Here is a 24,073-nt window from a genome sequence, read left to right as displayed (position 1 = left end):
CTTTGCTACTGGGGGGACGCGGCCGCATCAAGACCAATCACTTTATCGCACAGCCTTTCGAGCAAACTGCGTTCGTGGCTGACGATTAGCATGCCGAGCTGCCGCTCGCGGACAATGTTCATGATGGCGTGCCAGATTTGCGCTTGCGTTATAGCATCGAGCATCGTGGTCATCTCGTCAGCGATCAAATAACGGGTTTGCGGCCCGAGCGCCCGGGCAACGCAAAACCGCTGCAGCTCTCCGCCGGATAATTCGCTCGGATACCGGTCCAGCCATGCGTCGGCAATGCCCATCATGGCGCGGAAGCTCGCATCCGTCGACCATCCCTCATTCAGGATGCGGCGCATGCGAAGCTGTGGATTGACAGCTTTCTCCGGATGCTGGAAGACGAGCTGAACCGGCGAATAGCCTTTTCGGGGCAGCGGTTTGCCTGCAACCCGTACAGCTCCTTCGCATGGCGCATAGTAACCGGCCAGCATGCGCCCGATCGTCGTTTTGCCGCAGCCGCTCGGCCCAGACAAGCCGATAATTTCTCCGGGATTGACAATAATGTCGAAATCGCGGACGATCCAAGAGCCGCCGTTGTAGCGGTAACCGAGCTTGCGTCCTTCAAGTGGCATGGATGCACCTTACCTTTCCGCCCCGCAGCTCGCGCATGTTCGGCAGCTGTTCGCCGCATGTCGCGGTAGCCGCGTCGCAGCGCGGGGCGAACGGACAGCCAGACGCACGCTCCCATGGTTGCGGCTGGCTTCCGGCTATCGGCTGGAAGTCATTTTGCGGCAGCGCGCGCCATAAGGCGCGGCTGTACGGATGCCTGAGATGCGCTCCGTCCTCGTCAAAATCTGCAGCAAAGGCAATTTCGACCATTGTGCCCGCATAGAAGACGGCTACCCGGTCAGCCGCCTGCAGCGCCGATTCCAAGTCATGGGATATGAGCAGCACGCCGGAACCCGAAGCGGCAAGCTCCCGCAGCTGCTGCATCGCCTCCTGCGCGATGGCGGGGTCGAGTCCAGGTGTAGGCTCGTCCGCAATGAGCAGCTGCGCGCCGCTCACCGTGGCCATCGAGACGAGCACGCGTCTGGCCATGCCGCCTGATAGCTGGTGCGGGTAACGACGCCCCGCTTCGGGGGCCAGCCGGTAGCGGGCAAACGCTTTGCGCTGCTCCTCCACCGGATCTCCGGTCCGCACGGAGGTGCGCACTTGGGAACCGGCCCGCATAAGCGGATCCAAATAGGTGACCGCCTGCGGAATCAACGCGATGTCCCTCCCGCGCAATGCTTCTTGCCGGCGCGGCGTCAACTCCTCCCCGTCGAAGCGGATCGTCCCGCGCAATCTGGCGTTTCCAGGAAGAATGCCAAGAATCGCATGGGCAAGCAGGCTTTTGCCGGAGCCGCTCGAGCCGATGACCGCCATGATCTCGCGGCGGTTGACATCAAGCTCTATCCCCTGCAAAACGTGCAGATTTGTTTGTTTAAAACATCCCTTATAAGATGTGAAAAAAATGGATAAGTCGTCCACTTCCAAAAGTGCCATTCGGTTGTCCTCCTTCCTTGAGCGCAATGACAGCTTCTACTCATGCGTTTTCCGCGGGTCGAGCAACAGGCGCAATTGCTCTCCCGCCACATCGAACGCGCGTACGACGAGCAGCAAGCAAATGCCGGGGAGGAATGCCAGCCACCATAGCCCTGTGGACAAGTAGCGCATTGATTCCGATAAAATGATGCCGATAGCGGGTTGATGGGGCGATAAGCCAAGTCCGATAAATGTAATCGCCGCTTCATGCAGGATCGCATGAGGGAATAGCAGCAGCAAGCCGACCAACAAGTGCGGGAACAAATGCGGCAGCATATGCCGGGAAGCCGTCCGCCAGCGCGATTTGCCGAGCCGCCGTGATATTTGCACATATTCGGCGGTTTTCAGCTGCATCACTTCGACCCGGATCACACGGGCCAGACTAGGCCAGTGCGTCAACGACACGCCGATAATGACGCCCTTCATGCCCCCGCCGAATACGAAGGCGATCAAAATCAAAGTGACGAGGTGAGGAACGCTCAAAAACAGATCAATCAGCCAACTGACGATCCGGTCGGCGGCCCGCCCCATTGTGGCGGCGATAAGGCCCATCAGGGCAGCGATCGCGACACTGGCGGCCGAAGCCATCATGCCTACGCCGATGCTTAAGGCCAACCCCTTGAGTGTTCGGGTAAACATATCTCTGCCAAGCCAATCGGTGCCGAACAAATGGCTGAAGGATGGGGACATATTACGCAGCTCCAGCCGTGTCGCCAAAGCTTCCGGATCAAGCAGCAAGTCTCCTAGCCATGCAGCGGAAACGAGCAGTATGGACGCGCAAACAGCCGCCAGGGCGCGCTGCCTTCGGTTCCAATGGAACCATAATCTATGCCGCGGGTCATTTTGCCTCATCGGTATCATAATAGCAGCCGCCCTTCCCTAAGCCGCGGATCGGCAAGGCGGTAAAAGACGTCGGCAATTAAATTTCCGGCAAATACAAATAGTGCGCTAAACAAAACAATGCCGAGCAACAGCGGCACATCGCCGCGAAGACCCGCTTCCACTGTTGCTTGCCCGAGTCCCGGGTAGGAAAATACTTGTTCGGCCAGCACCGATCCCCCGAACAGCTCGCTGAACGAGGCGAAGTGCAGCGAAACGGCAGGAAGCGCGATGTTGCGCAGGCCATGCCGGCGGAAGAGCAGAAAGCCCTGCTCACCTCGCGCTCTGGCAAATAGCACATAGTCGCTGGCAAGCACGTCGATCAGCTTTTGCCGCGTATGCAGCGCGATTGGAGCGATCCCGACGATGCTGAGCGTAAGTGCGGGCAACACCATATGCTCGATCCTATCCGCCCATGTGACTTGTTCGTCCAGCACGCCGGCCGGAACCCCCAGCCCGACGGGCAGCCAACCGAGCCATACGGCGAAGACCATGAGGAGCAGCAAGCCCATCCAGAACGTCGGCGTGGAGGCAAGCATATAGCAATACCACTTAATGAGGCGATCGGCCCATTTATCTTTGTTCATGGCTGCAACGATACCTGCCGTAAAGCCGAGCAGGCCGGCGACTGCCCAAGAGAACGCCAGGAGTGAGACCGAACTGGCGAACCGTTCGCGGATGACGTCGGCTACCGGCATACGGTGAATCATAGAAGTGCCTAGATTGCCATGGAGCAGCGCCTTGACCCATTGGACGAAACGTTCCAGCGGTGGAAGGTCGAGTCCCCAATATTCTGTGATCAGTTGGCGTTGCTCTGGCCCGACGCGCATCATATCAGCTCCGATATATGCTTGTATCGGGTCGATGGGGGAATTACTCACGAGAATGAACGAAATGATGCCGATCGCAATTAAAAGTGTAGCGAGCCGGAGCAGCTTCCAGCCCGTATATGTGAATATGCGTTGCAACATGCGGGAAGACTCCTTTTACATCTTTCACTTGTTCCATTTCCATTCCTCGATATTATCGGTTACCGGCCATCCGTGTCCGTGCGGGTGGATGAATTGCTTGCCGATATCGAGGTTGTCCTTAACGAGATACAGATGATCAAGATTGACCAGCCAGGCATAAGGAGCGTCGCCTTTGCCGCTGACGCCCGTTTGACCGTCCCATTGGGCTTTCTTCCAATATTCCATAGCATCTTCTTGATCGATTGCCTGAAGCGCCTTGTTCATCCAGCCGTCAACGGTCTGGTTGCTGTAATAACCGTTGTTGTAATGCCCGCCCCCTCTGTACTTGCTGCTGTACAAGTTATACATTTCCAGCGGGTCGTGGCTGCCCCAGCCCATCATGACGGCGTTGGCGTGCATCAATTTGCCGATGTCGTCCCAGCTTTTGCCTTCCACATCAATTTGGATGCCGACAGGCTTGATCATCGAGGCCACCGCCAGAGCAAGCGATTGACGCGTCCCATCTCCGGAAGGGTAAATAAGCGTAAACTGCGCCTTCAGGGAGCCTTTTTCCAGCACACCGTCATTGTCTTCGTCTTTCCAGCCCGCTTCGGCGAGCAGTTTTCTGGCCCCTTCCGGGTCGGCGTCGGCGAATGCCGCGTCAGGATTGTACCACGGCAGCCCGTCGTTGACCGTAAAAGCGGGAGTACCGAAGCCTTCCAGCACGCCTTGGACGAGCGCTTGGCGATCCAGCGCAATATTGATTGCTTTGCGGATTGCCGGGTCGGCAGTGACGTCGTTGCCGATTAGGTAGCCTTCCTTCGTTTGCTCACCTGACTTAACGTAAGGGAAGGAGATGCCGCGGTTGTCTACCGTATGCACATCTTCGAGCCGCATGCCGTCGACCTTCTGCTTGCTGAAAGCAGCGGGGATATAGGCTACATCGACCTTGTTCGCCTTGGCGGCGGCAAAGGCAGCATCCTCGCCGAGGAACAAGAGCGTCAGCTTCTTGAAATACGGCTTCCGCCCGTAATAGTCCGGATTCGCTTCCGCTATGACTTGCTGCCCCTTGTTCCACTGCAGAAGCTTGTACGGTCCGGAGCCGATCGGGCGTTCCGCATAATCTTTGCCATAGGCGTGCTTGGGGACGATACCCGTGGAGACAAGCAGCGAAATAAAAGTCGATTGCGGCTCTTTCAATGCGAATTTAACGGTATAGTCGTCGGGCGTCTCCACGGTTTTCATATTAGTCAAGTCAATGACCGAGCCTTTACCGGCAGCAGTTTCGAACGTAAATTTCACATCCGCAGCGGTTACCGGCTTGCCGTCGGTAAACCTGGCGTCCTGGCGCAGCTTGACGGTCCAGACAGTTCCGTCCGGGCTTACCTCATAGCTGTTTGCGGCCAGGTCATTGCGAATATTCATCTGCGCGTCGCGTTTGAGCAGCGTGCTTTGGAATAGTGGCGAGCCGTAGCGTCCCCAGCCAACAGTCGGATCGAACCCTTCCTCAGGCTCAGCGCCGACAGCCAGCACCAACTCATCCGGCATGCTTTTCTGCTCGTTCGGCTGTTGCGAGCAGCCGGCCAGGAAACAGCATAAGGCCAATAACAGCATTGACATTCGAAACCCGCGAGATAATTCCATTTCTCCCACTCCATTTTTATTTATTAATAAGAAACATTCCATGAAGACCAAGCGCGCCCTCTCGCTCTCCGACCCAATTAACTTATTGATTAAGTTAACTATTTGATTATAGCAAAGCCCGCTTCCATCTGTATATAGGAATGCAAAATAGCTCTGGGGACGCGGGGAGGGAAGCGAACAGGCTGATCCGTCGCAAAAAACTCTTGGCAGTCTCGCTTAAGTATCCCGACCGCCAAGAGGTGAAATGAATCGGCCCGCTCGCCAAATTGGCATGCATTTATGATGCAAGTTCCTTCATGCAATGGGCAATGGACATCTGAATCACGGGTTCAACTGATATAGGTCTCCTGCTGTCCAACTAGCTGAACCGGATGCGGAACGTTTTAATCTCATAAGGCTTGATGCGGGTTTGAAACCCTTCGGCCGTATGGGCGAGCGCAGATGCTTCCCGCTCCATCAAATTGACTTCCTCGGCCGAATGAATCGGAAGGTGCGAAGCAAACCGGACGGTTCCCCGTTTGCCGGCAAACTCGTAACAGCGGACGATCCAGTTCTCCGAGTCCTCGGCCTTTTTGATCGTGTCGATCGCCACATGATCGCTGTCCGATCCAAAAAAGCTGAGCGTCCCTGGAAACGCCGCGATCTCGTCATCACCGGTATCCGGGTTCCGTTCTGCAAGCCGGATAACTTCAACTGGAATGTTCAACCGGGAGGCCTGGGCGACCGTTCCTGCGGCAAACCAATCTCCTTCATGCGGCAGCAGCGAATAGGTAAACGAATGGTCGCCGATGTCGGCGTTCGCGTCAGGGCTTACAGCTGATTTAATCAACGTCAGCCGCATTACGTGCTCTCGTACGTCGTGCCCGTATTTACAATCGTTGAGCAGACTTACCCCGCAACCTCTTTCGGAAAGATCGATCCAGCGCTGCGCGCACGTTTCGAACCGGGCATAATCCCAACTATTGTTCCAATGCGTCGGACGCTGCACGTTGCCGAACTGGATTTCGTAAGTAGCCGCCGTCGCGCGAACCGCCACGGGAAACGCCACTTTGAGCAACTGCTGGTGCTCTTGCCAATTCACATGCGTCTGGAAGTCGATGCGGGGATTGTCAGCATACACGATCAAATCTTGTTCGATAATCGACCGCTCATAACGCCATTTGAAGCGGATGACCGCGCGCAGTTCCCCTTGCTCGACGACTTCTACGGATTGGAGTTCATTCACATGACGAACCTTTTCGTAGTAAAAAATATCAATATCCCAAGCGTCGTTGTTGAGCGGTTTGTCCTCATGGACATCGAACCGGTTAGCAAGCTCGCCGGGGGCGACAATATCCCGATCCGTCCGTTTGTCAAAGATGCGGGTCAGTTGCCCTTCCGCATTCCATTCGATTTCGTAGAAAGGCGTCGAAACGGAAGAGGGAGTAAAGGTAAAGGAGCTCGAGCCCCCGTTTCCGTCGCCCATTTTGGACGAAGCGAAGTCCCCTTCCCGTTCTTCCCGGCAATAAATCGTTGTGTAACCAAGCCCCGGAATGCCTCGTACGGAAACCAGCAGCACGTCATCGCCCTCAGCGGTTGCGGTACGTTGTGCGGCCAGACGGTTACCGTCCGCGTCCTCCCATACTCGGCCATCGAACCGGTCCTCCCACGGAATGGGAACCAGTTCGTCCCGTTTCCACATTAGCGTATTGAACACAGCCCAGCTCGGCGAATCCCCAGCCGGCACGAGCCGCGCCAGGTTGTTCAAACTTCCCGCGAGCGCGCCGGCGGCGATCCGCTCCGCTTCGGCGTATTCGACGCGGCAATCTTCGTACACTTCGGCAATCGACGAGCCTGGCAAAATGTCGTGGAACTGGTTGCGCAGGACGATCTTCCAGCTTTCATACAAGCTGTCCGACGGGTAATGGGCAAATCCGGCCAGTGCGCCGTAGAACGCTGATACAATTTCCACATTGCGTAACATATGCTCCATTTTCCGGTTCATCTTTTTGTTGTACGCCTGGGAGGTATACGTGCCGCGGTGCAGCTCCAGATACAATTCGCCGTCCCACCGGTGCACATAACGATCGGTGCTCTGTACGTTTTCTTCCAGCTTATTGAAAAATTCGTCCGCCCTGCCCGTCGTGACGTTGGGCAAGCCCGGCATCTGATCGAGGCGTCTGCGCATTTCCAGCATCGGCCGGGTCGGCCCGCCCCCGCCATCGCCATAGCCGAAGGCAAGCAGCAATTCATTGTTGATGGCCTTGTCGCGGTAATTATCCCATATGCCGCTAACCGTCTCCGCCATCACTTGCCCGTTGTATGTATAAAAACGATAAATGCCATTTTTATCATGGCCGGGATCGGTCGTCGTAATATAATGGGTCAAAATATCAGTGCCGTCGATTCCCCTCCAATAAAACGTATCGTGTGGAAAACGATTGTAAATGCTCCAGCTTATTTTCGTTGTCATGAAATAACGCAAGCCGGCTTTCTTCAATATTTGCGGCAGCGCCCAGCTGTATCCGAATACGTCCGGAAGCCACAAATATTCGCAATAAGAGCCGTATTTTTGCTCAAAGAAGCGCATACCGTACAAAAGCTGGCGGACAAGCGATTCGCCGGACGGCACATTGCAATCCGATTCCAGCCACATCGCCCCCTTCGCTTCCCAGCGCCCTTCGGCGATGCGTTCTTCGATTTGTCCCATCAGTTGCGGATAATCGCGCTCCAGGTCATCGTATAATTGCGGCTGCGTCGCCATGAACACATATTCGGGAAACTGCTCCATCAGCCGCAGCACGGTTGAAAACGATCTCGCCGCTTTCTCGCGCGTATGCTTCAGTGTCCACAGCCAGGCCACATCGATATGTGTATGGCCGATGCAGCGAACCGTAACGGCGCTCTGCTTCGGAATGGCCGCCAGCTCTTCTTTCAGCTTCACATTAGCTTCTCGAACGCTGGCGTAAAAAGCCTCGCTTCCCGGAACACGCCAGTCGATCAGCAGCCATGCGCGATCGAGCGCCTGAAGCAAGCTTTGGCTTTCCCAGCTATTCTCGCTAAGCACGTTCATGGCCTGGAAGGCGGCGAGCGACGTGAAATACAAATCGTCGGCATCCGGTTCGAGCAAAGCAAGGGCGGAACACCGGATTTCATGCTCCAGCTCGCTTCGGTCCGGCGTCATGCCGTTCAGCCCCGTCCATACTTTAAACATCAGCTCTACGGTCTGTCCGGCTGTCTCCTGCGGCAGAAACACCTCCGGATGATTGCCGCCCACGCCCTGATGCGGTTTCCCGTTCAGGAACAGCAGCGACTCAAAACCCGAAATATGACCGGGCCCGGTTCTGCCGAAATCGAACAATCCAAGCATCCTCTTGCCCGCCCATTCCGCAGGCACTGTCACTTCAGTCTTCAGCCAGGCGGTCAAATCCCAGCCGCGCCAGCGCCCTCCGAGCCCGATAGTGCTCCATTCGGCGTCTTCCGGCGGCACGGCGCCAATCTCCGCCTCCTTATCAACCCAAAATAAATAGTGCGGGATCGGCCGGCGGTCAACATACCGGAACCGTTCCAATTCGTGAATACGCGCCTCCAGCTTCCTGGCCGTCAACAACATATGATCCTGATGCAATCCAATTCCTCCCCAATTCAGCATAGGCTTTCAGTCTTGCTTCGTAATCAAGAAACGACTTTTTGAACAACTTCTTGATGTTACTAAAAGTCCAGTCGTACGCTGGCGACAGTATAGCCGGCAACCGGAACCGTGATCCGTTCGCCCTCGATACGGACGGACGGGGCGTCTTCCAGCGGCTGCTCGTGCATATCGACAAGCTGCGCCCGCAGCGGCTCTCGCGGCAGCCGCAGCACCGCAGCTGTATCAGTCCCCTCCGTCTCGTACAGCCGCACGATCCAGGCTCCTTCCCCGTCTTCGGCAAGCTTGAACGCCGAGAAGGCAACGCTCCCCGCTTCCAATCCTGCCAAGCTGTGCGTCGTCGGCAGCTCGCCGATTCGGGCAATGTCCGACAACACATGCAGCGGATGGTTATATACCCGGCCATATTCGATCAGATCCTGGTTGCCGGCCGACTCGACGAGCGCCACCGCGAATTGAAAGCGGTGCATGCCCAGCTCCGGATGCGGATCCGGATCGTAAGAGCTGCGGATCAGCGTCAGCGCAAGTGCATTGTCCGCGCCGCGGAAACCGTACTTGGAGCGTGACAGCAGCATCAGCGAGCGGGCTCCGGGCTGCTTGCGGCAGCCATAGGCCCAACTGTTGGCGGGCACATCCAATTCCAACGATTCGCGGACAACGGTACCGAACGGAACGTCATACCGGTAGCCGGCAACATCATAAGCCAGCGGCATGTAAAAGTTAAGCTGCGGCATCCCTTGTCCCGGCTTGCCGATCTCCTGCCAATCGCATTCGACCTCAAAATTCAACTGGCTGCTGCCCTCGTCAAGCGAAACGACAACCGACAGCTTCGATGCCGCAAACGCCATTTCATACTGGATCGCCTGACGCAAGCCTGAGCCGCTGTACACCTTTTTCAACTTGACCTGCTTGTGCGCGCTCTGTATGTCCATATAGCGGCCGACGATCCAACTGGACATGCCCTTGTTGTCATCCTCCCGGACCAACCGGAATAAGCCGGACGGACGGCGCTGATCCATCAACTCTTCACCGCTTTGCACATCGGTAAACGATACGATGGAACCGTCGACCGGACTGAACTTCACCCGAATGCAATCGTTTTGCAGCACAAATTCATCTACTTTTTCCATCCGCGGTTCTAGCGGTACTGGCAGCGGATCTTCCTGCACCTGCGTTTTCATCACATAGGTACGGTAACCGAACGCCGGAACCCGGACCTTGACCAGCACGCGCATATAATAATGCGACCAATAGTGGTGGAATCCGTGATCAATGACCTGATGCCCGGCCTTGTTCCCTTCATCGTCCTCGAAGCGTACATGGGCGATATTCCCGTTCCAGTCCCACAGTACGAATTCAACCACCTCTTCTCGAGTGCTTGCTGTCGTGTTGTAGACGTGGAAGATGCGCGTACCTCCCCGTCCCCGGCTTACTTGCGTCACTTTGAAATCTTTGACACCGTATCCGACGCCAGCCCCCTCGGAGATCGAATCGGCAATCGGTTCGTTATTCATATAGCGGGATGTATCGATTCGCGCCGATAGCGCCCGTAAAGCCTCATTACGCGCCGTATTGGCCGTCGCCATCGTCTTCTGGAACAACCCGAGCGCATGCTCCCGCGTTTCGGTCACGCCGGAGCCGGGAAGGATATCGTGGAATTGATTAAACAACACATTCCTCCACGCTTCCTCGAATCGGACTTGCGGATAATCGGTTCCGGCATCGAGTTTGGCGAACGCCCCCAGCGCCTCGGCGTCGTAAAGCGCGGCCTCAGCTATCCGGTTGGCCATCTTGATTCGGCTTTGAGAGGTGTAACAGCCGCTGAAGACGAAGTTCAGCTCGCCTTCCACGACCGGAAGCTCGCTGGCGATTTCTTCGACCATGGCGTAAAATTGCGCATATGTGCCGAATTCGATCGTCGGAAATACCGGCCACGACGCCATATCGAGAATGCGCTCAATATCGCGCCTCGTCGGACCGCCGCCATGATCGCCGATCCCGTACACTTTCAGCATCGTCGTCATATTATGCTTCGTGCAAAACTCGGGCACATGAAGCCCCATCGAAGACTCGACGTACGCGTTGTACCAGATCGGCTCGCGGTAGACGATAACCGACTTGCCCGACGGAGCGCGCCAGCGGTACAAATTGTGGCCTTCATAGCCCCGGCAGTGGTAGTAGTAGCGCACGCCCCCGTCCGCCAATATTTCCGGCACGTTGACACTGTGGCCGAACGTGTCCGGCTCGTAGTCGATGTTGAGCGTTTCCGGGTCAATATCCAGCAGCTTGGACAAATACCGGCGCGTATAGAGCAGATGGCGAGACAAGCTTTCGCCATTCGGCATATTTTTGTCCGCTTCCACCCAATGCGAAGCCGTCACCTCCCAGCGCCCTTCCTTTACCCGCGCTTTCAGCTCGCTCAGCATCCCCGGAGCATATTCCTCAACGATGCGATAGATGGAAGCCTGCGACTGTGAAAATGTGAACGCGGGATATTCTTTCATTAAATCCAGCACCGTCCGAAAAGTATCGAGGGTGATCTGAACCGTCTCGTCCCAGCCCCACTGCCAGTTCATATCGATGTGCGCGTGAGCCACGCACAGCATCTTGAACCGTTTGGCCTCTGCCGAAAGTCCGGCAATCATCGCTTCCGTTTGGACGGCAACGCTTTTCGTAATAACGCCCTCCTCGCCGGCCTGTTCGGTCAAATAATCGGCAGCCTCTTCCAGATGCTCATCGAACTTCCCGCCGCTCACTTTCGATAATCGATATCCGTATTCTAGCTGCGTGATAATCCGCTCCGGCCAGTAACCGGATGCTTGATGCTTATGCAAACGCTGTAATTTGGCCACTAATGAATTCATTGCTCCCTCTCCTTTTAACCAATGCTATTCGAACTCGGGGATGATTGGGCATGCCGGTTGCTCTGACCATACATTCTACGATTTGATTGCTCCCGAAGACAACCCTTGAATGTAATACTTCTGGAAGAACAGAAACGCAAGGACAACCGGCAAAACGGAAATCAGCGCACCTGCCATGAGCACGTTCCATTGCCGGAATACGCCGGTATCAAGCAGCAAAACAGCGAGCGGCAAGGTAAATAATTTCGAATCGTTCAGCATGACCATCGGCAGCACGAGCGAGTTCCAGGAACTAAGAAAGTTCGTAATCGTAATGGTCGCCATAGCCGGCAATGCAAGCGGTATGTAGATATGAAACAGCGTCCTGAGCACACCTGCGCCTTCCATTTTGACGGATTCATAAATTTCATGCGGGATCGAGCGAAAATAATTGCGAAACAAAAACACGGCCAAAGGCGCGCTCCCGTTTACCATCGGCAAAATCAAGCCAAGATGGGTATTCAGCAGATGAAGCTCGTTTTCTGTCAAATACAGAGGAATCATAATCGTAATCCCGGGGACGAACATCATCGCGAGAAATACGTAAAACCAAAAGGAGCTTCCCGGAAATTTCAGTTTGGCAAACGCAAATCCGGCCATTGTGTAAAAAAGATTGATGCCCACAATCGTCCAGAACGTTACATTGACGCTGTTCAGAAAGTAGCTGAAAAATCGCATGCGGTTCCAAACCTCGACATACGTCTCCCAGTGCCACGACTTGCTCGGAAAAAGCGAATAGTCGGCGAACACTTCGGCAGATTCCTTCAGTGAAGCTCCGATCATCCAAAGCAGCGGATAAACGCAGACAACCGAGCAGAGCAGCAGCATCGCGTAGCTTAATGTTTTATTCAGGGTGGCTGTTTTCATCCCTCCTTCCTCCTTCTAGTTTTTCTCTCTTAGCATTCTCATGCTGATCAGGGATAGGGCAAAAGTAAATACAAACATCGTCCAGCCCATGGCGTTGGCTCTTCCCAGATCGCCTTTCGCGTTAACGAACGCCTCTTTATAGATAAGAACACTTGCAACCTCGGTCGTTCCTGCCGGCCCTCCCTTAGTCATAATCCATATTTGGTCAAAAATCTGGATCGCGCCGTTCAAATTGATTATGACGGCGATAATCGTAATCGGCTTTAGCATCGGCCAAGTAATATGCAGCAGCTTTTGCCAGAAACTCGCCCCATCGATGTCGGCCGATTCGTACAAGTGAGTATCGACAGTTTGCAACCCGGCAAAATAAAGAATCATCGTACCGGGAATCATTCCCCATACAATAACGGCAATAATGGCCGGCAATGCAGTATTCAATTCACCGGTCCAGCCGTTGACCGCAATCCACTGACTGAGCCCAACCGCTTCAAGCATTCGATTCAATAATCCGGTGGGTTCATAAATTCCGGACCATACGTAATAGATCGCGACCGAAGAAGAAACCATCGGGATTAGAAGCAAGGTTCGAAACAGGCGAACGCCACGGGTAATATTTTGCAGCAACGCGGAAATAAACAACGATAACGGAATGACGAGCACAATGACCGATACGCAAATGGTGGCATTGTTTCGAAGCGCCCGCCAGAAGCTTTCGGAAATAAGCTGATCGTCCCCCAGCAAAAAATCTTTGAAATTGTCCAGCCCGGCAAATTTCGCATTGACAATTAACGAGCCTTGGCCTAAATGATAAAACGAAAGCCAGATAGAGAAAAGTACCGTAAACAGTCCAATGACCAAAAATAAAAGGAGTGCGGGAGCCAACAGGACATACGCCGCTGCGGCTTCTCTGCGTACCGCTCTGCTGTGAAAGGTACCTTTTTTCATTTCTGCTTCGCTTTCTCTGCTTCAGCCGCTTTATCGAGCTCTTTAGCCGCTTCCTCGGCCGTCGCAGCGCCCAAAATGATTTTTTGCTTCATTTCATGGAATTTGTTCCATTCGGGGCCGAATACTTTGTTGCTCGTATCGGCATTTTCCGAGTACCAATTGGTTTCCGAACTAACGGAATCGATCATCGCTCTCAGAGCAGGCTTCAACGCATCTCTGTCCTTCAAGTTGATGGCTGGAACGTCGAAGGCGCTGTTGGCATACAAGACCATTCCTTCTTCAGAGGTCAAAAATTTGACGAAATCAATCGCTTCCTTCTTATGCGGCCCGTTATCCGTGACGATCGCTTGCACCAACGGAAATGAAGGCACTTTAGCATCAGGCACCTTTGAGCCCTCGTAAGCCGGCACCCTGAAGCTGACAATGTCGTCCGGATTCATGCCCAATGCCGTCAAGCTGGAAAAGGTGAACGTACCGCCAATCGTATAAGCCGCTTTGCCTTGTGCGAACGCCTGATCCGACGGATCGATATCAAGGGAAGCGGAACCTTGCAAAATATTGCCTGACTTCGTCAGATTTTCGATGAATTTAGCAATTTGGATATGTTCCGGGTCCGACATTTTCGCTTCGCGGTTCATGAACTTCGTAAACGATTCCGGCCCGTTTTTCATATAATCCTGGAAGTTGGCCATCCAGTTCTCATAAACCGAAAACGTCTTGGCGCTGAACACAAATCCGGGAACGCCAGTTTTCTCCTTTACGGTGTTCATGTTCTCCAGCCATTCCTCCACCGTCGCCGGAGCGGCAGCCGGCACGCCGGCTTCTTTCAGCAGCTTGGCATTGCCGTATACCGTATAGAAAGAACCGACATCGATCGGAATTCCATAATATTGGCCGATTTTGCGGCTTTTTAGCCAATCGCTCGCCTTCTCGTCTTTCGCATAGGAGTCGATTTGACTTTGCGTGATGACAGTACCAGACAATGCGGAAGGGAAAAAACTGTCTTTCCAGGCATGGTCCTTATCGAGTTCCGCCGACCATTCCATCGCCGTGCCATCGAAAGCGCCATTGGTCGGACCGGACCAATATAAATAGATATCCGGAAGATTGCCGGCGGAAGCCGCCGCAGTCACCTTCTGGGTGTAAGAATCGTCTGGCGTCGTGATCTGCGTTTCCACCGTAATGCCGGTTTTTTTCTTATAGGCGTCGGCAACGGCTTTCAAACCCGGGTCAAAAGCAACCTTCCAATGCCATAGCGTCAGGGTAAGATCGCTTTTCGACGCCGTGCCCCCGTTACCGGAAGTTCCGGCCGCTTTGTCGCCTCCCCCGCATGCAGCTAAAGTCAGAGACATGATGATTACGGTGCAAATCGCCAAACGTTTCTCTAACCATTGAATCCTTTTCATGTAGACACCTCTTTTAATTTCTAATAAAATTAAGCAGCGATTCAAATGACAACGCTTTCTTTCACTGTTTCCCTAACTCCCCGTTCCCTCCCTTGTTAACTAAAAGAACGTTACGCAAACCAAATCGCTCATCATTGAATTAGACATTCATCGGAGCCTTATCATGATCTATATACGACTTATTGAAGTTGTATATAGATATAATTTAACCTATCTTTCCACACCTGTAAAGATATATTTTCTTAATGATTTAATTATCTTGAATAACGAGTGGATCACTCATTATTTCACTAAACAATGGCGTTATTTTAATTCGTTCATTTAAACCTCTATACAATTATAACGGAATATTGTACATTTGTTATAATCATTAAAATATAGGAGTGAATCCGGTATGATTAGATCTTCACAACGTATCCCGCTATATACCCAGATTCGTCAATATATATTAGATCAAATCGAGCAGAAAAAGTGGCTCCCCGGCGATAAAATTCCGTCCGAGAATGAATTGGCGGAGCGTTTTAACGTCAGCCGGATCACAGTAAAAAATGCGCTCTCCAAACTGAACGAGGACGGCCTCATTTTTCGCGTGCAGGGCAAGGGCTCCTTTATTTCACCCGATCCGCTCGGAGAGCCGCTCATCTATTCGCCTGAGCCGGCGAAGAACACTAAAAACAAAGGGTTGGTTGCCTATCTGATGCCGCGACTGCGAAACTCTTTCACTGCCCGGATGCTGGACGGGATCGAAAGCGAGCTGGCCAAGAACGGCTATCGGCTCATTTTTTGCAAAACGAACGACTCCCAGGAAATCGAAAAAGAGGCGCTGCAGGAAGTCATTCAGCTTGGCGTGAAAGGCATTATTATATTCCCCGTTGACGGCGAGACGTACAGTGAAGATATTTTGCGGCTGACGCTGGTCGATTTTCCGGTTGTCGTCGTGGACCGTTACTTGCGGGGAATCGAGACGAACTGCGTGCATGCGGATAATGTAGAAGGCGCCCGCGTGGCGACAGCGCATCTCATATCCTTGAACCATCGGAAGATCGGCTTCCTGTCCACCTCCTATCCCGGCACGACCAGTCTGGAGGATCGGCTGGCCGGGTACGAGAAAGCGCTGGCGGAGCACAACATTCCTGTAGAGCATCGGCTGCGCCTCACGCACTTTGCGCCGGAACCGATGAACGCCATACTGAACGAAGGCATCGCCGACGAAACCTCGAAGAAAGAAATTCAGACCTTCCTGAAAGAAAACCCGGACATCACCGGCGTTTTTGCCGTTAATTCGTCTGTGGGCCTCACCCTCATGGAAGCGGCACTGGAACTGGGAATCCGTGTGCCTGAACAATTGTCCGTCGTATTTTTCGACAATTACGAGTTTGCTCCTTGGTCCAGCATCCCCCCGACATGTATCAGCCAAGTTGAGTACGATATCGGAAAAGAGTCGGTAAGGCTGCTCATTTCCGTCATGGAAAATCCGAAGCAGGTGCGGCGGAAAATCGTGCTGCCAAACAAGCTAATCGTCAGAAAATCAACCGCTCCCTGTGCGGTAAACCATGCTCCGCTATAAGTGTCAAAAGAGGAGAAGGACATAGCCCCCTCCTCTTTTTATTGGCCTACTTTCCGCCGTTTCTCAGTTGCAGCGTCTTTTTGTTCCACGCTTCAACCAGCGGAATAATGCCATTCGGATCTTTTCCACCCAGAATTACTTCCGTCAGCCAAGGCTGCCACCACATATATTCCGAGAATGCCGGTATGGTAGCGCCCGGAGCAATGCTGCCCATATCCTTGGTCAGCTTTACGGCGCTGGTGTTTTTTCCCTGCCAAAGCGGCGATTGATCGATGTAAGCGCTCAGCTCGTCATTGATGACGGAGGCATTCGCCCCGTGGTCGATCTTCCATTTTTGCGCCTCCAGCTCGAATTGGAAGCTGATCCATAGATAGGCGGCTTCTTTATGTTTCGACCCAGCGAGCATTCCGATCGGACCGTAAATATGATACGTCGATTGCTTCACCTTTCCCTTCGGAAACGGCAGAACGTCCCACTGGAATTTAGCCTCTTTGTTCAGTGGCTCAAGCACCCAGTCGCCGCCGATATCAAACAGCGTTTTGCCGTTGACGAAATTGTTCACGGATCCTCCCAGCTCTTCCGCCTTCTTTGCGCTTGGCAGTGAACCGTCCTTCGTCACCAGTTCCTTCATCCATTTCACATCGGACAATACGGCCGGAGAGTTAAGTACACTCTGGGTCAAATCTTCGTTCATGTAGGTCAGATTAGGCGAGTTACCGTTCGCAACCGACATAGCCGTAGTAAAGTGACCGGCAAAAATCGGATTATACGTCAAGCCGTATTCTCCGGCCGCCGGGTCGGTCGCCGCTTTTGCCATACTGCGGAAATCATCGTAAGTCCAATCGTTCGCAGGCATTTCCAACCCGTATTTTTCAAGCAAATCTTTATTCACGAGCACCCACATCGGAACATCGACGAAAGGAATCGCAAACCGCTTGCCTCCGCTTTCCATCGATTCAAAAAATCCGTCCGGCAATTTTACGTTTCTCAAGCTTTCGTCTTTTTCCATGTACGGCTTCAAATCTTCCAGCAGCCCCCCTTTGGTGTACGGGCTAAGATCCATAAGCCATGTCAAATCAGCTGGCGTGCCGGCCGCCTCCAACGCGGCGATGCGTTCGACGATGCCGTTATCGTCGGCACCGCCGATCAAATCGACTTCAATCGTAATCCACGGATATTTGGCATGAAATTTATCATACAACTCCTGATAAGTGTTATTCCAAGTAATCAGCTTCAGCGTTACAGGCTCATGTTCTTCTGTACCGGACTTCATTGGTTCCGCCGGCTTGTTTTCATTCGTCGTCCCCGTATTTCCCGTTTCCGTTTTTGGATCGTTTTTCCCCGCCGTACCGCCATTATTGCCGCCGCATGCGGACATCATAAAAGAGAAAACAAGCACGATGCCAAGCAGCAAAGCCGTTTTCATTTGTCTTCCTCGCATGGATAATTCCCTCCCGAATTTTTTTCACCCCTGATCAACTGCTCCGTTGCGTGTTCAATTCGTCTTGCCTGCCCTTCTAGCGTTCAGACGAATGACCGGCCTCACCCCCTTTGCGACTAGCCTCTCTCTGTCTCTCTTACTCGACCAACCCCGTACGCTCGATGCCTTCGACAAACCAGCGCTGCATAAACATATACAGGACGAGAGGCGGAGCAATAATTAAGAATGCGGCCGCCATCTTAGGCGCTTCCGAGATCGGGTCAATGCTTCGCAGCGCGTCTCCGGCGCCTCCGGCCGGGACACCGGTCAGCACTTCCTGAAGCCGGTCGAGGCTGATCGATAGCGGCAAGTAGGAATCCTGCAAAAACATCGACGGCTCATAATACATGTTCCAGTACCAGATGAACGAGAACAAAAAGACGACGAGACAAGCCGACCGGGACAGCGGCAGCATGATGCGGAAGAACAGTCTGAACGTGGATGCCCCGTCCAGCTTAGCCGCTTCCTCCAGCGTAATCGGCTGTGTCTTGAAAAACTGGCGGAAAATGATAATAAAGAGCGCGCTGCGAACGCCCTGGCCGAATATCGCCGGGACGATAAACACGAATGGCGTGTTGAGCAGACCCAGCTTGCTGTAAATGACATAGAGCGGAATGATTATAATTTGCGGCGGTACAAGAAACGTCAGAATGACGAGAAATGTCACCACGCCTCTGCCCGGAAACTCCAGCTTCGCCAGCGCGTAGCCGGTCATAGAACAAACGACGACTTGAATGAGCGAGGAGCTGAGCGCAATCGTCAATGTGTTCATGAACGCTTTAGGGTAGTGCAGTCCGCGCCAGGCCGTCTCCAGATTGCTAAAATCAAGCTGCCGGGGAATCCATTTGACAGTCGGATCAAGCAAATCGCTCAGATCCTTAAACATCGTGCTGACAATATACAGCAGCGGCTGCAAGTATAAATAAGCGATGACGGAAAGAAGAAAATAAATGACCAGATTGGCAATCCAGCCGTCATTTGCATGCCGGCCAAGCGCTACCATCTTTACCCGTTGTATACGACGGCTCCATAGAAAATGGCTTATTTTTCCTGATGCGTTGCGGCAGATGTCCGCGATGTTCATATTTATCCCCCCTTTCGCTTGGAACTGCTGCTGAACAGCCTCATGACAATCGCAAGCAGCACGAATATAAATGCGAAATAAACCCATGCCAATGCGCTTGAATATCCATAGCCGGTATCAGGCTTGAACATATTGCTCTTTACGTGCGCAAGAACCGGATTCATCGGAAACGTGAACAAATCGACAATGGTGTACAACGTGTTCAAGCTGATGAACGGCACCATCGCCGGCAGCGTTATTTTCCAGAAGCTGTCCCATGGCGACGCGCCATCGATGCGCACCGCCTCGTACACCGATTTGGAAATCGTCTGGTAGCCGGCAATATAAATCAGAATTTGCACGCCCGAGTACCAGAGGATGATGACCGTCTTGCCCAGCACGGCCATTACCGGCTCGGCCAGTCCCGGTCCGACATACTTGGCAATAAGCGGCTCAAGATTGTATTGATCGATAAACGGAATTTTCCCCGCGTTTTGAGCGAACAGTTCGGTAAGCACCTGCCCTGTGGCGAAAATGACCGGCAGGAAGAAAACAGCGCGAAACAGGAACCGGCCGGGAAAATTTTGATTTAGCAGCAGCGATACGAGCAATGAAAAAATAACGATGACCGGAATCATGATCAGCATTTCCTGGAAATACTCGATCAGTTGGACCGGAAAAACATTGTCCTTCAAGAACGCGTCCCGATAGTTTCCCAGCCCGATAAAATCGTACGAGAATCCGCCCTGCGTCACGACCACCTTATTGAAGCTCATGAACAAAGACCAGCCGAGCGGGAATGCGATTAGCGAGCAGAAGCCGATTGCCCATGGCAGAATAAACAAATAACCTACGCCGTACCGCTTAAGCTTGTAGGAAAGAAATTGTTTGTACCCCTTCTGTGAGATCTTCATCGGGCTCCTCCATCCTGCACCGAAAACGTCTTCTGCGCATAATCGACAGTGACCTTTGTACCATCCTCGTAGATGGTGACGAACCTGTCGTCCGCTTGCTTCTCATGGCCGACGATCGTCTTGTCGTACAGTTTGGCCAGCTTATCGAAGTCGCGATACTCCTGCCGGATTCGTTCTTTCCAAATCTCGAACCGGCTGCTGAAAATATAATCCGATGGCGTGTTTTTGAGTACCCGAGAAGGTTCGTAGGTCAAATAAAACGATGGAATGGCGCCGTATTCAACCGCCTTTAGAAACTCCCTGTCGTAGTCGCTCCGCACATTGCCCGGTGTCCCGGAATACGACACGTAGCCGTGCAGGGCGATCGGGTAAAACGGCACCGTCTCGTCTACAATCAGGTTATAGTTTGATTCGAGCGGAAATTCGGTCATGTAGCTGACCGCGCCGAGCGTGTAATCGTTGCCCCGATAAACGCCCGCCTGCCCCAGCTCCTGCTGCGTATACGAGAGCACACTGCGGTATAGCCGCTCCGTGTCCGCTCTTTCCACAGGCGGCGACTCATAGTCGCGAAATGTCATCTCGCCAAGCCAATTGAAGTGGATGCCGTCCACCCCGATCGCCTTCAGTTTCGCAACGGTTTCATAGACGTACCCGGCCGTAACCGCCGGTTTAAGGACAAATTGTTCACCCCAATCGAAGAACACCGTGCCGTCTATGCCGCGCATCCCGGCCGACTTCGCGGAAACCGGGGATCTTTCCGAATCGATGTAGACGAAGTTATCTTCGAACAGGACCTGAAAGCCAAGCGCATGCATCTGATCGACGAACGCTTCCGCCGCCGCCTGCCCGCCCAGCTTGCTCTCGATCGGGAACCGCTGCGAAGCGTTGAAATCGCCGCCACTCTGCCAGCCAAAGTAAATAATGCGGATATTGTGCACCCCGCTGTCGTTTAGCTCGGTCACCATTTCGCTTGCCTGCGCGAAGGTCGTGGCCGTCACATACCGCTCTTTGTTGTACGCTTCCTCTGAATTGCCCCCGATAATACTGAGATTGAGCGGTATATGCCCGACCGGCGCCAGCTTCGCACCAAGCCTGCCCTCCTCCTGAAGCTCCTGCCGGTAAGCTCCCGCCATGCCGGCGTAATTCGCTTCGCTGCCGTTCAGGAACCGATACTCCACCGACCGGTCAAGCTTCATCCGGCTGCTCTCCACCGTCTTCACCGGATTTTGCAGCCGGCTGCTTCTGCGCAGATATTCCTCCCTGTATTTGAAGCTGACACCGACGTTATAATAGGTCGATTTCAACCCTGGGGGCATAGCCTTAATGTCAGCTTCCTCCTTACCATCCTGCACAATCGCCAGATAGGCATGCTCCCCGCGCTTCAGCCCAAATGTCGGGTAAGCGATCGCCTCTTGCTTCGTTTGGCGTTTCGAGCTGTTCAAATCACTGCGCACATTGGAGATTTCGCTGCCATATATCGCAGACACATAACCTTGGCTCAAGCTCGACCGGTCAGCGGTGAAATGGATCAACCCTCCCGGACCGTCCGGGACAAAAATATAACCGTCCTCGCCTGCGCGCGCTGCACCGAAATACGGAAGCACATCAAGTGAAAATAGCGCATAATTCCCGTTTTCCGCGATCCCTTCGTCCGGAACGCGGACAATGAGGCCAGTACCCGTCAGTTCGTACTGGATGACAAGGCGAATTTGCTTTTGGGTGAACGTATACGTCACTTGCAGACCGTTTTCGTAGCGAAGCAGCGATGTCTGAAGCTCCTTGCTCGCCGTATTGATCAACTCGCGTCTCGCCTTGTCGCTGCCGTCTGTAGAAAAATATTCCACGACGAGCGGAGACTTCAGGTTGGAAAGCAGCAGCCCTTTGACCGTCTCTTCCTTCAGCTCCGGCTCTGGCGGGTTGCTGCGCCATACATAGCCACTCTTTTTGTCGGTTACGATAATTTGCGTTGTCTTCGGATCAATGCGCAGCGCGAATCGGCCATTATCGATCGCTTCCACGAACCCTTCCGCGTCTGCCCCGCCCGGTTGCCAAGCCTCCCCGTCATAAACAGGTAATGCCCCGGCAGACTCCCCTTGCGCCATATTCATTTCTTCGAGCGTCGGCAGACTCTCGCCGCCCAATCTCCAAGACAGCGCCACAATAACCAGCAGTGCTGCAGCAAGCAGCAGAACCGTCCGTTTCCCTATCGGCAGCGATCGCTTACGCATAAAAAATCACCTCCCGGTACAACTGAGTAAAGAAGTCGTATAAGTTGTAACTTAGTCCCGATACGATAAAGGCAAAAAACCAGATGATGACGATCGTAAATACCGTAATGGACGAGTTGCGGATCGTCTCCACGAATTCAAAATTATGTATGACCTGGGTGCTGACGAAAAACAGGACAAGCATCCAGATCATCATCGCTTGATTGAATGCATCGACGAGCACGCGCTCGTCCAGGGTGACAAGATTGGACAGCAGCAGAATCGGCAGCGAAAAGAGGACGTAAGGCGCAAGTGCGTAAGCGCTCGCCTGCACAACTTCCCGGAGCCTTCCTTCTCCGCCTCTGACGCTGCATACTAAATAGTTGGCGATGATCCATGTAGCCCATGGGACGATGAAGAAAGCCATTTTTGCCGACAAATTGATTTGCGACGTATCAATCGGATTAAACAGGAATCCGGTAAAATAGAGGGACAGCAGCTTTAATCCGACGGCGAGCAGCAGAATCAATCCGATCGCCACCCAAGATACGGCTCGTTCCTTCAACTTGTAAAATCCGTGGTAGGGATGGATAAGCACATAACCCAAATCCTTCAGTTCTCCCCAATATCTGACGAGCAGCCGCGGCCATGCCAGCTTGCAAGCGAAGCGGTACGCCCTGCGGGAACCGTATTTGACAATGAGGAATAAGGCGGCCAGAACGACCAGAAGCTCGATCAGATGCTGCTGCAACCAGCTATAGCGGACTTCCCAGAAAGCCTGCGAATATCCCTCGGTGTCATAAGCCAGCTTGAATTGGCCGAGCGCCTGCTCGTATTGTTTTTCATGCAAATCGATTTTGCCCAGCCCCTGGAAAGTCATGTTGAACATATCGTTCTGCCCGCTAACCTTTCGCCAATACGGCTCACTCTCCTCATAAAGCCCTTTCGTATAAAGCGCTGCCGCAGTCATCACATTGGCTCCAAAGGGCGTACGCTTGAAAATCTGGACGTTTTTCAGCTTGCTGTCTGCCACCCATATATCGTAGCCGGAATTAACTGCGATGCTGGTCGGAAACCCGAATACCCCTTTCCGCTGCGAATCGGAATTGACGTCGCCAAACGAAAATATCGCATTGCCGTAGGGGTCATACAATGTGATGGAAGCGGAAACGGTATCGATATTATAAATAAATCCGTCCCGGTCGACCGCAAGATCGACGATGCCCTCGGCATTTTGAAAGCTTCGGTTGCGCAGCGAATCCAATCCCCCGGGGTTCAGCTTGCGGATGTTCCCGCTGCCTCTGCCTGCAGACGCCGTGAACAAAAATCCATAAGGATCAATCGTCATATTTGTAATCGGCCGCGGGCGATTAGCCACTTCTTTTTCCAACTGCTCCTTGTTCAAAATCAAGTGCTTAAGCCAGTTGGAATAAGACTGTTCCGCCTTATTGGCGCCAAACGCGCCCGTATATCGGCCTTCGCGATCCATCCGCAACAAGCCATGCTCGGAACCGCTGATGGCGATATACATGACTCCCCGCTTGTCGACGACGATTTTCGATGGGACGAAAAACGTATCGCTGGGCAAATATGCGGAATCTGGCTTCTTGTATTCCCGTATAAATTTGCCTTGGCCAGTGAACAAAACAATCCGTTCGTTGCCGGTGTCTGCGACGTAGACGGTTCCGTCTTTCGCAACGAACACACCCTCAGGAGCGTTCAGAGCACCCGGCCCGTCGTCGTCGCCGATCGTCAGCTTTAGCGAGCCGTCGGGTTGGACGACGACAACGCGGTTTGTTTTTCGGTCAACCACATAAGCAACATCGTCGCCCGCGATAAACAGGTCGGTCGGCTCTTCCAGCGACAGCGTCACGATCCCCTCCGGCACGTACACCGCTTGAATCCAACTCCAATGGTCCGAGCCGGCATCCCTATAGAACGTCTTGAAGGGCAGATTGGCCGACACGGTCGACGGCGCCAGCCCCAGAAGCAGGCCGATTGCCAGCAAGACGGTCTGCAATCGTTTCATCATGTTCATCTCTTCCTTT

Annotated in this window: 16 protein-coding genes and 1 pseudogene; 1 reads left to right on the top strand and 16 read right to left on the bottom strand. The window is 53.4% G+C overall.

The window, feature by feature from the left end; all coding sequences use genetic code 11:
• Window positions 1-5: 5 nt before the first annotated feature.
• From ACFQ0N_RS06120 to ACFQ0N_RS06075, 10 genes are all read right to left on the bottom strand, one after another.
• A complete protein-coding gene (locus ACFQ0N_RS06120; RefSeq protein ID WP_379323873.1) occupies window positions 6-620 on the bottom strand; it encodes an ABC transporter ATP-binding protein in 615 nt (204 codons plus the stop codon).
• Complete coding sequence (locus ACFQ0N_RS06115; RefSeq protein ID WP_379323871.1) at window positions 610-1,533, bottom strand: ABC transporter ATP-binding protein; 924 nt, start codon at window positions 1,531-1,533, stop codon at window positions 610-612. Before ACFQ0N_RS06115 ends, ACFQ0N_RS06120 begins: the two co-directional genes overlap by 11 nt.
• A 36-nt stretch (window positions 1,534-1,569) precedes the next feature.
• Window positions 1,570-2,433: an ABC transporter permease gene (locus ACFQ0N_RS06110; protein WP_379323869.1), complete on the bottom strand. Its 864-nt coding sequence runs from the start codon at window positions 2,431-2,433 to the stop codon at window positions 1,570-1,572.
• Window positions 2,430-3,422 (bottom strand): ABC transporter permease, encoded by a 993-nt coding sequence (locus ACFQ0N_RS06105; RefSeq protein WP_379323867.1) that lies wholly within the window; start codon window positions 3,420-3,422, stop codon window positions 2,430-2,432. The genes ACFQ0N_RS06110 and ACFQ0N_RS06105 overlap by 4 nt, the downstream gene beginning before the upstream one ends.
• A 24-nt stretch (window positions 3,423-3,446) precedes the next feature.
• Window positions 3,447-5,045, bottom strand: coding sequence for an ABC transporter substrate-binding protein (locus ACFQ0N_RS06100; protein WP_379323865.1), 1,599 nt, complete (start codon window positions 5,043-5,045; stop codon window positions 3,447-3,449).
• A 358-nt stretch (window positions 5,046-5,403) separates the two neighbouring features.
• Window positions 5,404-8,652 carry an alpha-mannosidase gene (locus ACFQ0N_RS06095; protein WP_483874980.1) on the bottom strand — a complete coding sequence of 1,083 codons (3,249 nt, stop codon included), beginning with the start codon at window positions 8,650-8,652 and terminating at the stop codon, window positions 5,404-5,406.
• 83 nt (window positions 8,653-8,735) lie between these two features.
• Complete coding sequence (locus tag ACFQ0N_RS06090) at window positions 8,736-11,537, bottom strand: alpha-mannosidase (protein ID WP_379323863.1); 2,802 nt, start codon at window positions 11,535-11,537, stop codon at window positions 8,736-8,738.
• Between the two features lie 75 nt (window positions 11,538-11,612).
• Window positions 11,613-12,443 (bottom strand): carbohydrate ABC transporter permease, encoded by an 831-nt coding sequence (locus ACFQ0N_RS06085; RefSeq protein WP_379323860.1) that lies wholly within the window; start codon window positions 12,441-12,443, stop codon window positions 11,613-11,615.
• Window positions 12,444-12,458: 15 nt separating this feature from the next.
• Window positions 12,459-13,388 carry a carbohydrate ABC transporter permease gene (locus ACFQ0N_RS06080; protein ID WP_379323858.1) on the bottom strand — a complete coding sequence of 310 codons (930 nt, stop codon included), beginning with the start codon at window positions 13,386-13,388 and terminating at the stop codon, window positions 12,459-12,461.
• Window positions 13,385-14,794 carry an ABC transporter substrate-binding protein gene (locus tag ACFQ0N_RS06075; RefSeq protein WP_379323856.1) on the bottom strand — a complete coding sequence of 470 codons (1,410 nt, stop codon included), beginning with the start codon at window positions 14,792-14,794 and terminating at the stop codon, window positions 13,385-13,387. Before ACFQ0N_RS06075 ends, ACFQ0N_RS06080 begins: the two co-directional genes overlap by 4 nt.
• 394 nt (window positions 14,795-15,188) lie before the next feature.
• Between ACFQ0N_RS06075 and ACFQ0N_RS06070 the strand changes: the two genes are divergently transcribed.
• Window positions 15,189-16,361 (top strand): substrate-binding domain-containing protein, encoded by a 1,173-nt coding sequence (locus ACFQ0N_RS06070; RefSeq protein WP_379323854.1) that lies wholly within the window; start codon window positions 15,189-15,191, stop codon window positions 16,359-16,361.
• Window positions 16,362-16,407: 46 nt separating this feature from the next.
• On the opposite strand, the gene ACFQ0N_RS06065 is transcribed toward ACFQ0N_RS06070, so the two are convergent.
• From ACFQ0N_RS06065 to ACFQ0N_RS06040, 6 genes and pseudogenes are all read right to left on the bottom strand, one after another.
• Window positions 16,408-17,802: an extracellular solute-binding protein gene (locus ACFQ0N_RS06065; protein WP_379323852.1), complete on the bottom strand. Its 1,395-nt coding sequence runs from the start codon at window positions 17,800-17,802 to the stop codon at window positions 16,408-16,410.
• A gap of 76 nt (window positions 17,803-17,878) precedes the next feature.
• Window positions 17,879-17,938 (bottom strand): annotated as a pseudogene (locus ACFQ0N_RS06060) (KGG domain-containing protein); the annotation flags it as partial.
• On the bottom strand, window positions 17,939-18,925 hold the full coding sequence (locus ACFQ0N_RS06055; protein ID WP_379323850.1) for a carbohydrate ABC transporter permease: 987 nt from the start codon (window positions 18,923-18,925) through the stop codon (window positions 17,939-17,941).
• Window positions 18,926-18,927: 2 nt separating this feature from the next.
• On the bottom strand, window positions 18,928-19,818 hold the full coding sequence (locus tag ACFQ0N_RS06050) for a carbohydrate ABC transporter permease (RefSeq protein WP_379323848.1): 891 nt from the start codon (window positions 19,816-19,818) through the stop codon (window positions 18,928-18,930).
• Window positions 19,815-22,046 carry a DUF5696 domain-containing protein gene (locus ACFQ0N_RS06045; protein WP_379323846.1) on the bottom strand — a complete coding sequence of 744 codons (2,232 nt, stop codon included), beginning with the start codon at window positions 22,044-22,046 and terminating at the stop codon, window positions 19,815-19,817. The genes ACFQ0N_RS06050 and ACFQ0N_RS06045 overlap by 4 nt, the downstream gene beginning before the upstream one ends.
• The gene (locus tag ACFQ0N_RS06040; RefSeq protein ID WP_379323844.1) at window positions 22,039-24,057 is read right to left on the bottom strand and encodes a YIP1 family protein; all 2,019 of its coding nucleotides are present in this window, start codon (window positions 24,055-24,057) and stop codon (window positions 22,039-22,041) included. Before ACFQ0N_RS06040 ends, ACFQ0N_RS06045 begins: the two co-directional genes overlap by 8 nt.
• Between the last annotated feature and the right edge of the window lie 16 nt (window positions 24,058-24,073).

Origin of the sequence: Paenibacillus sp. GCM10027626 (genome assembly GCF_042676285.1) — a bacterium.
Taxonomy (GTDB): Bacteria; Bacillota; Bacilli; order Paenibacillales; family Paenibacillaceae; genus Paenibacillus_Z.
Note: the sequence above shows the minus strand (reverse complement) of the source record. Positions and strands in the feature narration are given on the sequence as shown.

Excerpts from the sequence above, each read along its gene's own strand:
- ACFQ0N_RS06090 (WP_379323863.1), bottom strand. The coding sequence starts at position 11,537 with ATGAATTCATTAGTGGCCAAATTACAGCGTTTGCATAAGCATCAAGCA.
- ACFQ0N_RS06055 (WP_379323850.1), bottom strand. The coding sequence starts at position 18,925 with ATGAACATCGCGGACATCTGCCGCAACGCATCAGGAAAAATAAGCCAT.
- ACFQ0N_RS06100 (WP_379323865.1), bottom strand. The coding sequence starts at position 5,045 with ATGGAATTATCTCGCGGGTTTCGAATGTCAATGCTGTTATTGGCCTTA.
- ACFQ0N_RS06075 (WP_379323856.1), bottom strand. The coding sequence starts at position 14,794 with ATGAAAAGGATTCAATGGTTAGAGAAACGTTTGGCGATTTGCACCGTA.
- ACFQ0N_RS06105 (WP_379323867.1), bottom strand. The coding sequence starts at position 3,422 with ATGTTGCAACGCATATTCACATATACGGGCTGGAAGCTGCTCCGGCTC.
- ACFQ0N_RS06050 (WP_379323848.1), bottom strand. The coding sequence starts at position 19,818 with ATGAAGATCTCACAGAAGGGGTACAAACAATTTCTTTCCTACAAGCTT.
- ACFQ0N_RS06110 (WP_379323869.1), bottom strand. The coding sequence starts at position 2,433 with ATGATACCGATGAGGCAAAATGACCCGCGGCATAGATTATGGTTCCAT.
- ACFQ0N_RS06040 (WP_379323844.1), bottom strand. The coding sequence starts at position 24,057 with ATGATGAAACGATTGCAGACCGTCTTGCTGGCAATCGGCCTGCTTCTG.
- ACFQ0N_RS06045 (WP_379323846.1), bottom strand. The coding sequence starts at position 22,046 with ATGCGTAAGCGATCGCTGCCGATAGGGAAACGGACGGTTCTGCTGCTT.
- ACFQ0N_RS06070 (WP_379323854.1), top strand. The coding sequence starts at position 15,189 with ATGATTAGATCTTCACAACGTATCCCGCTATATACCCAGATTCGTCAA.
- ACFQ0N_RS06085 (WP_379323860.1), bottom strand. The coding sequence starts at position 12,443 with ATGAAAACAGCCACCCTGAATAAAACATTAAGCTACGCGATGCTGCTG.
- ACFQ0N_RS06120 (WP_379323873.1), bottom strand. The coding sequence starts at position 620 with ATGCCACTTGAAGGACGCAAGCTCGGTTACCGCTACAACGGCGGCTCT.
- ACFQ0N_RS06080 (WP_379323858.1), bottom strand. The coding sequence starts at position 13,388 with ATGAAAAAAGGTACCTTTCACAGCAGAGCGGTACGCAGAGAAGCCGCA.
- ACFQ0N_RS06065 (WP_379323852.1), bottom strand. The coding sequence starts at position 17,802 with ATGCGAGGAAGACAAATGAAAACGGCTTTGCTGCTTGGCATCGTGCTT.
- ACFQ0N_RS06115 (WP_379323871.1), bottom strand. The coding sequence starts at position 1,533 with ATGGCACTTTTGGAAGTGGACGACTTATCCATTTTTTTCACATCTTAT.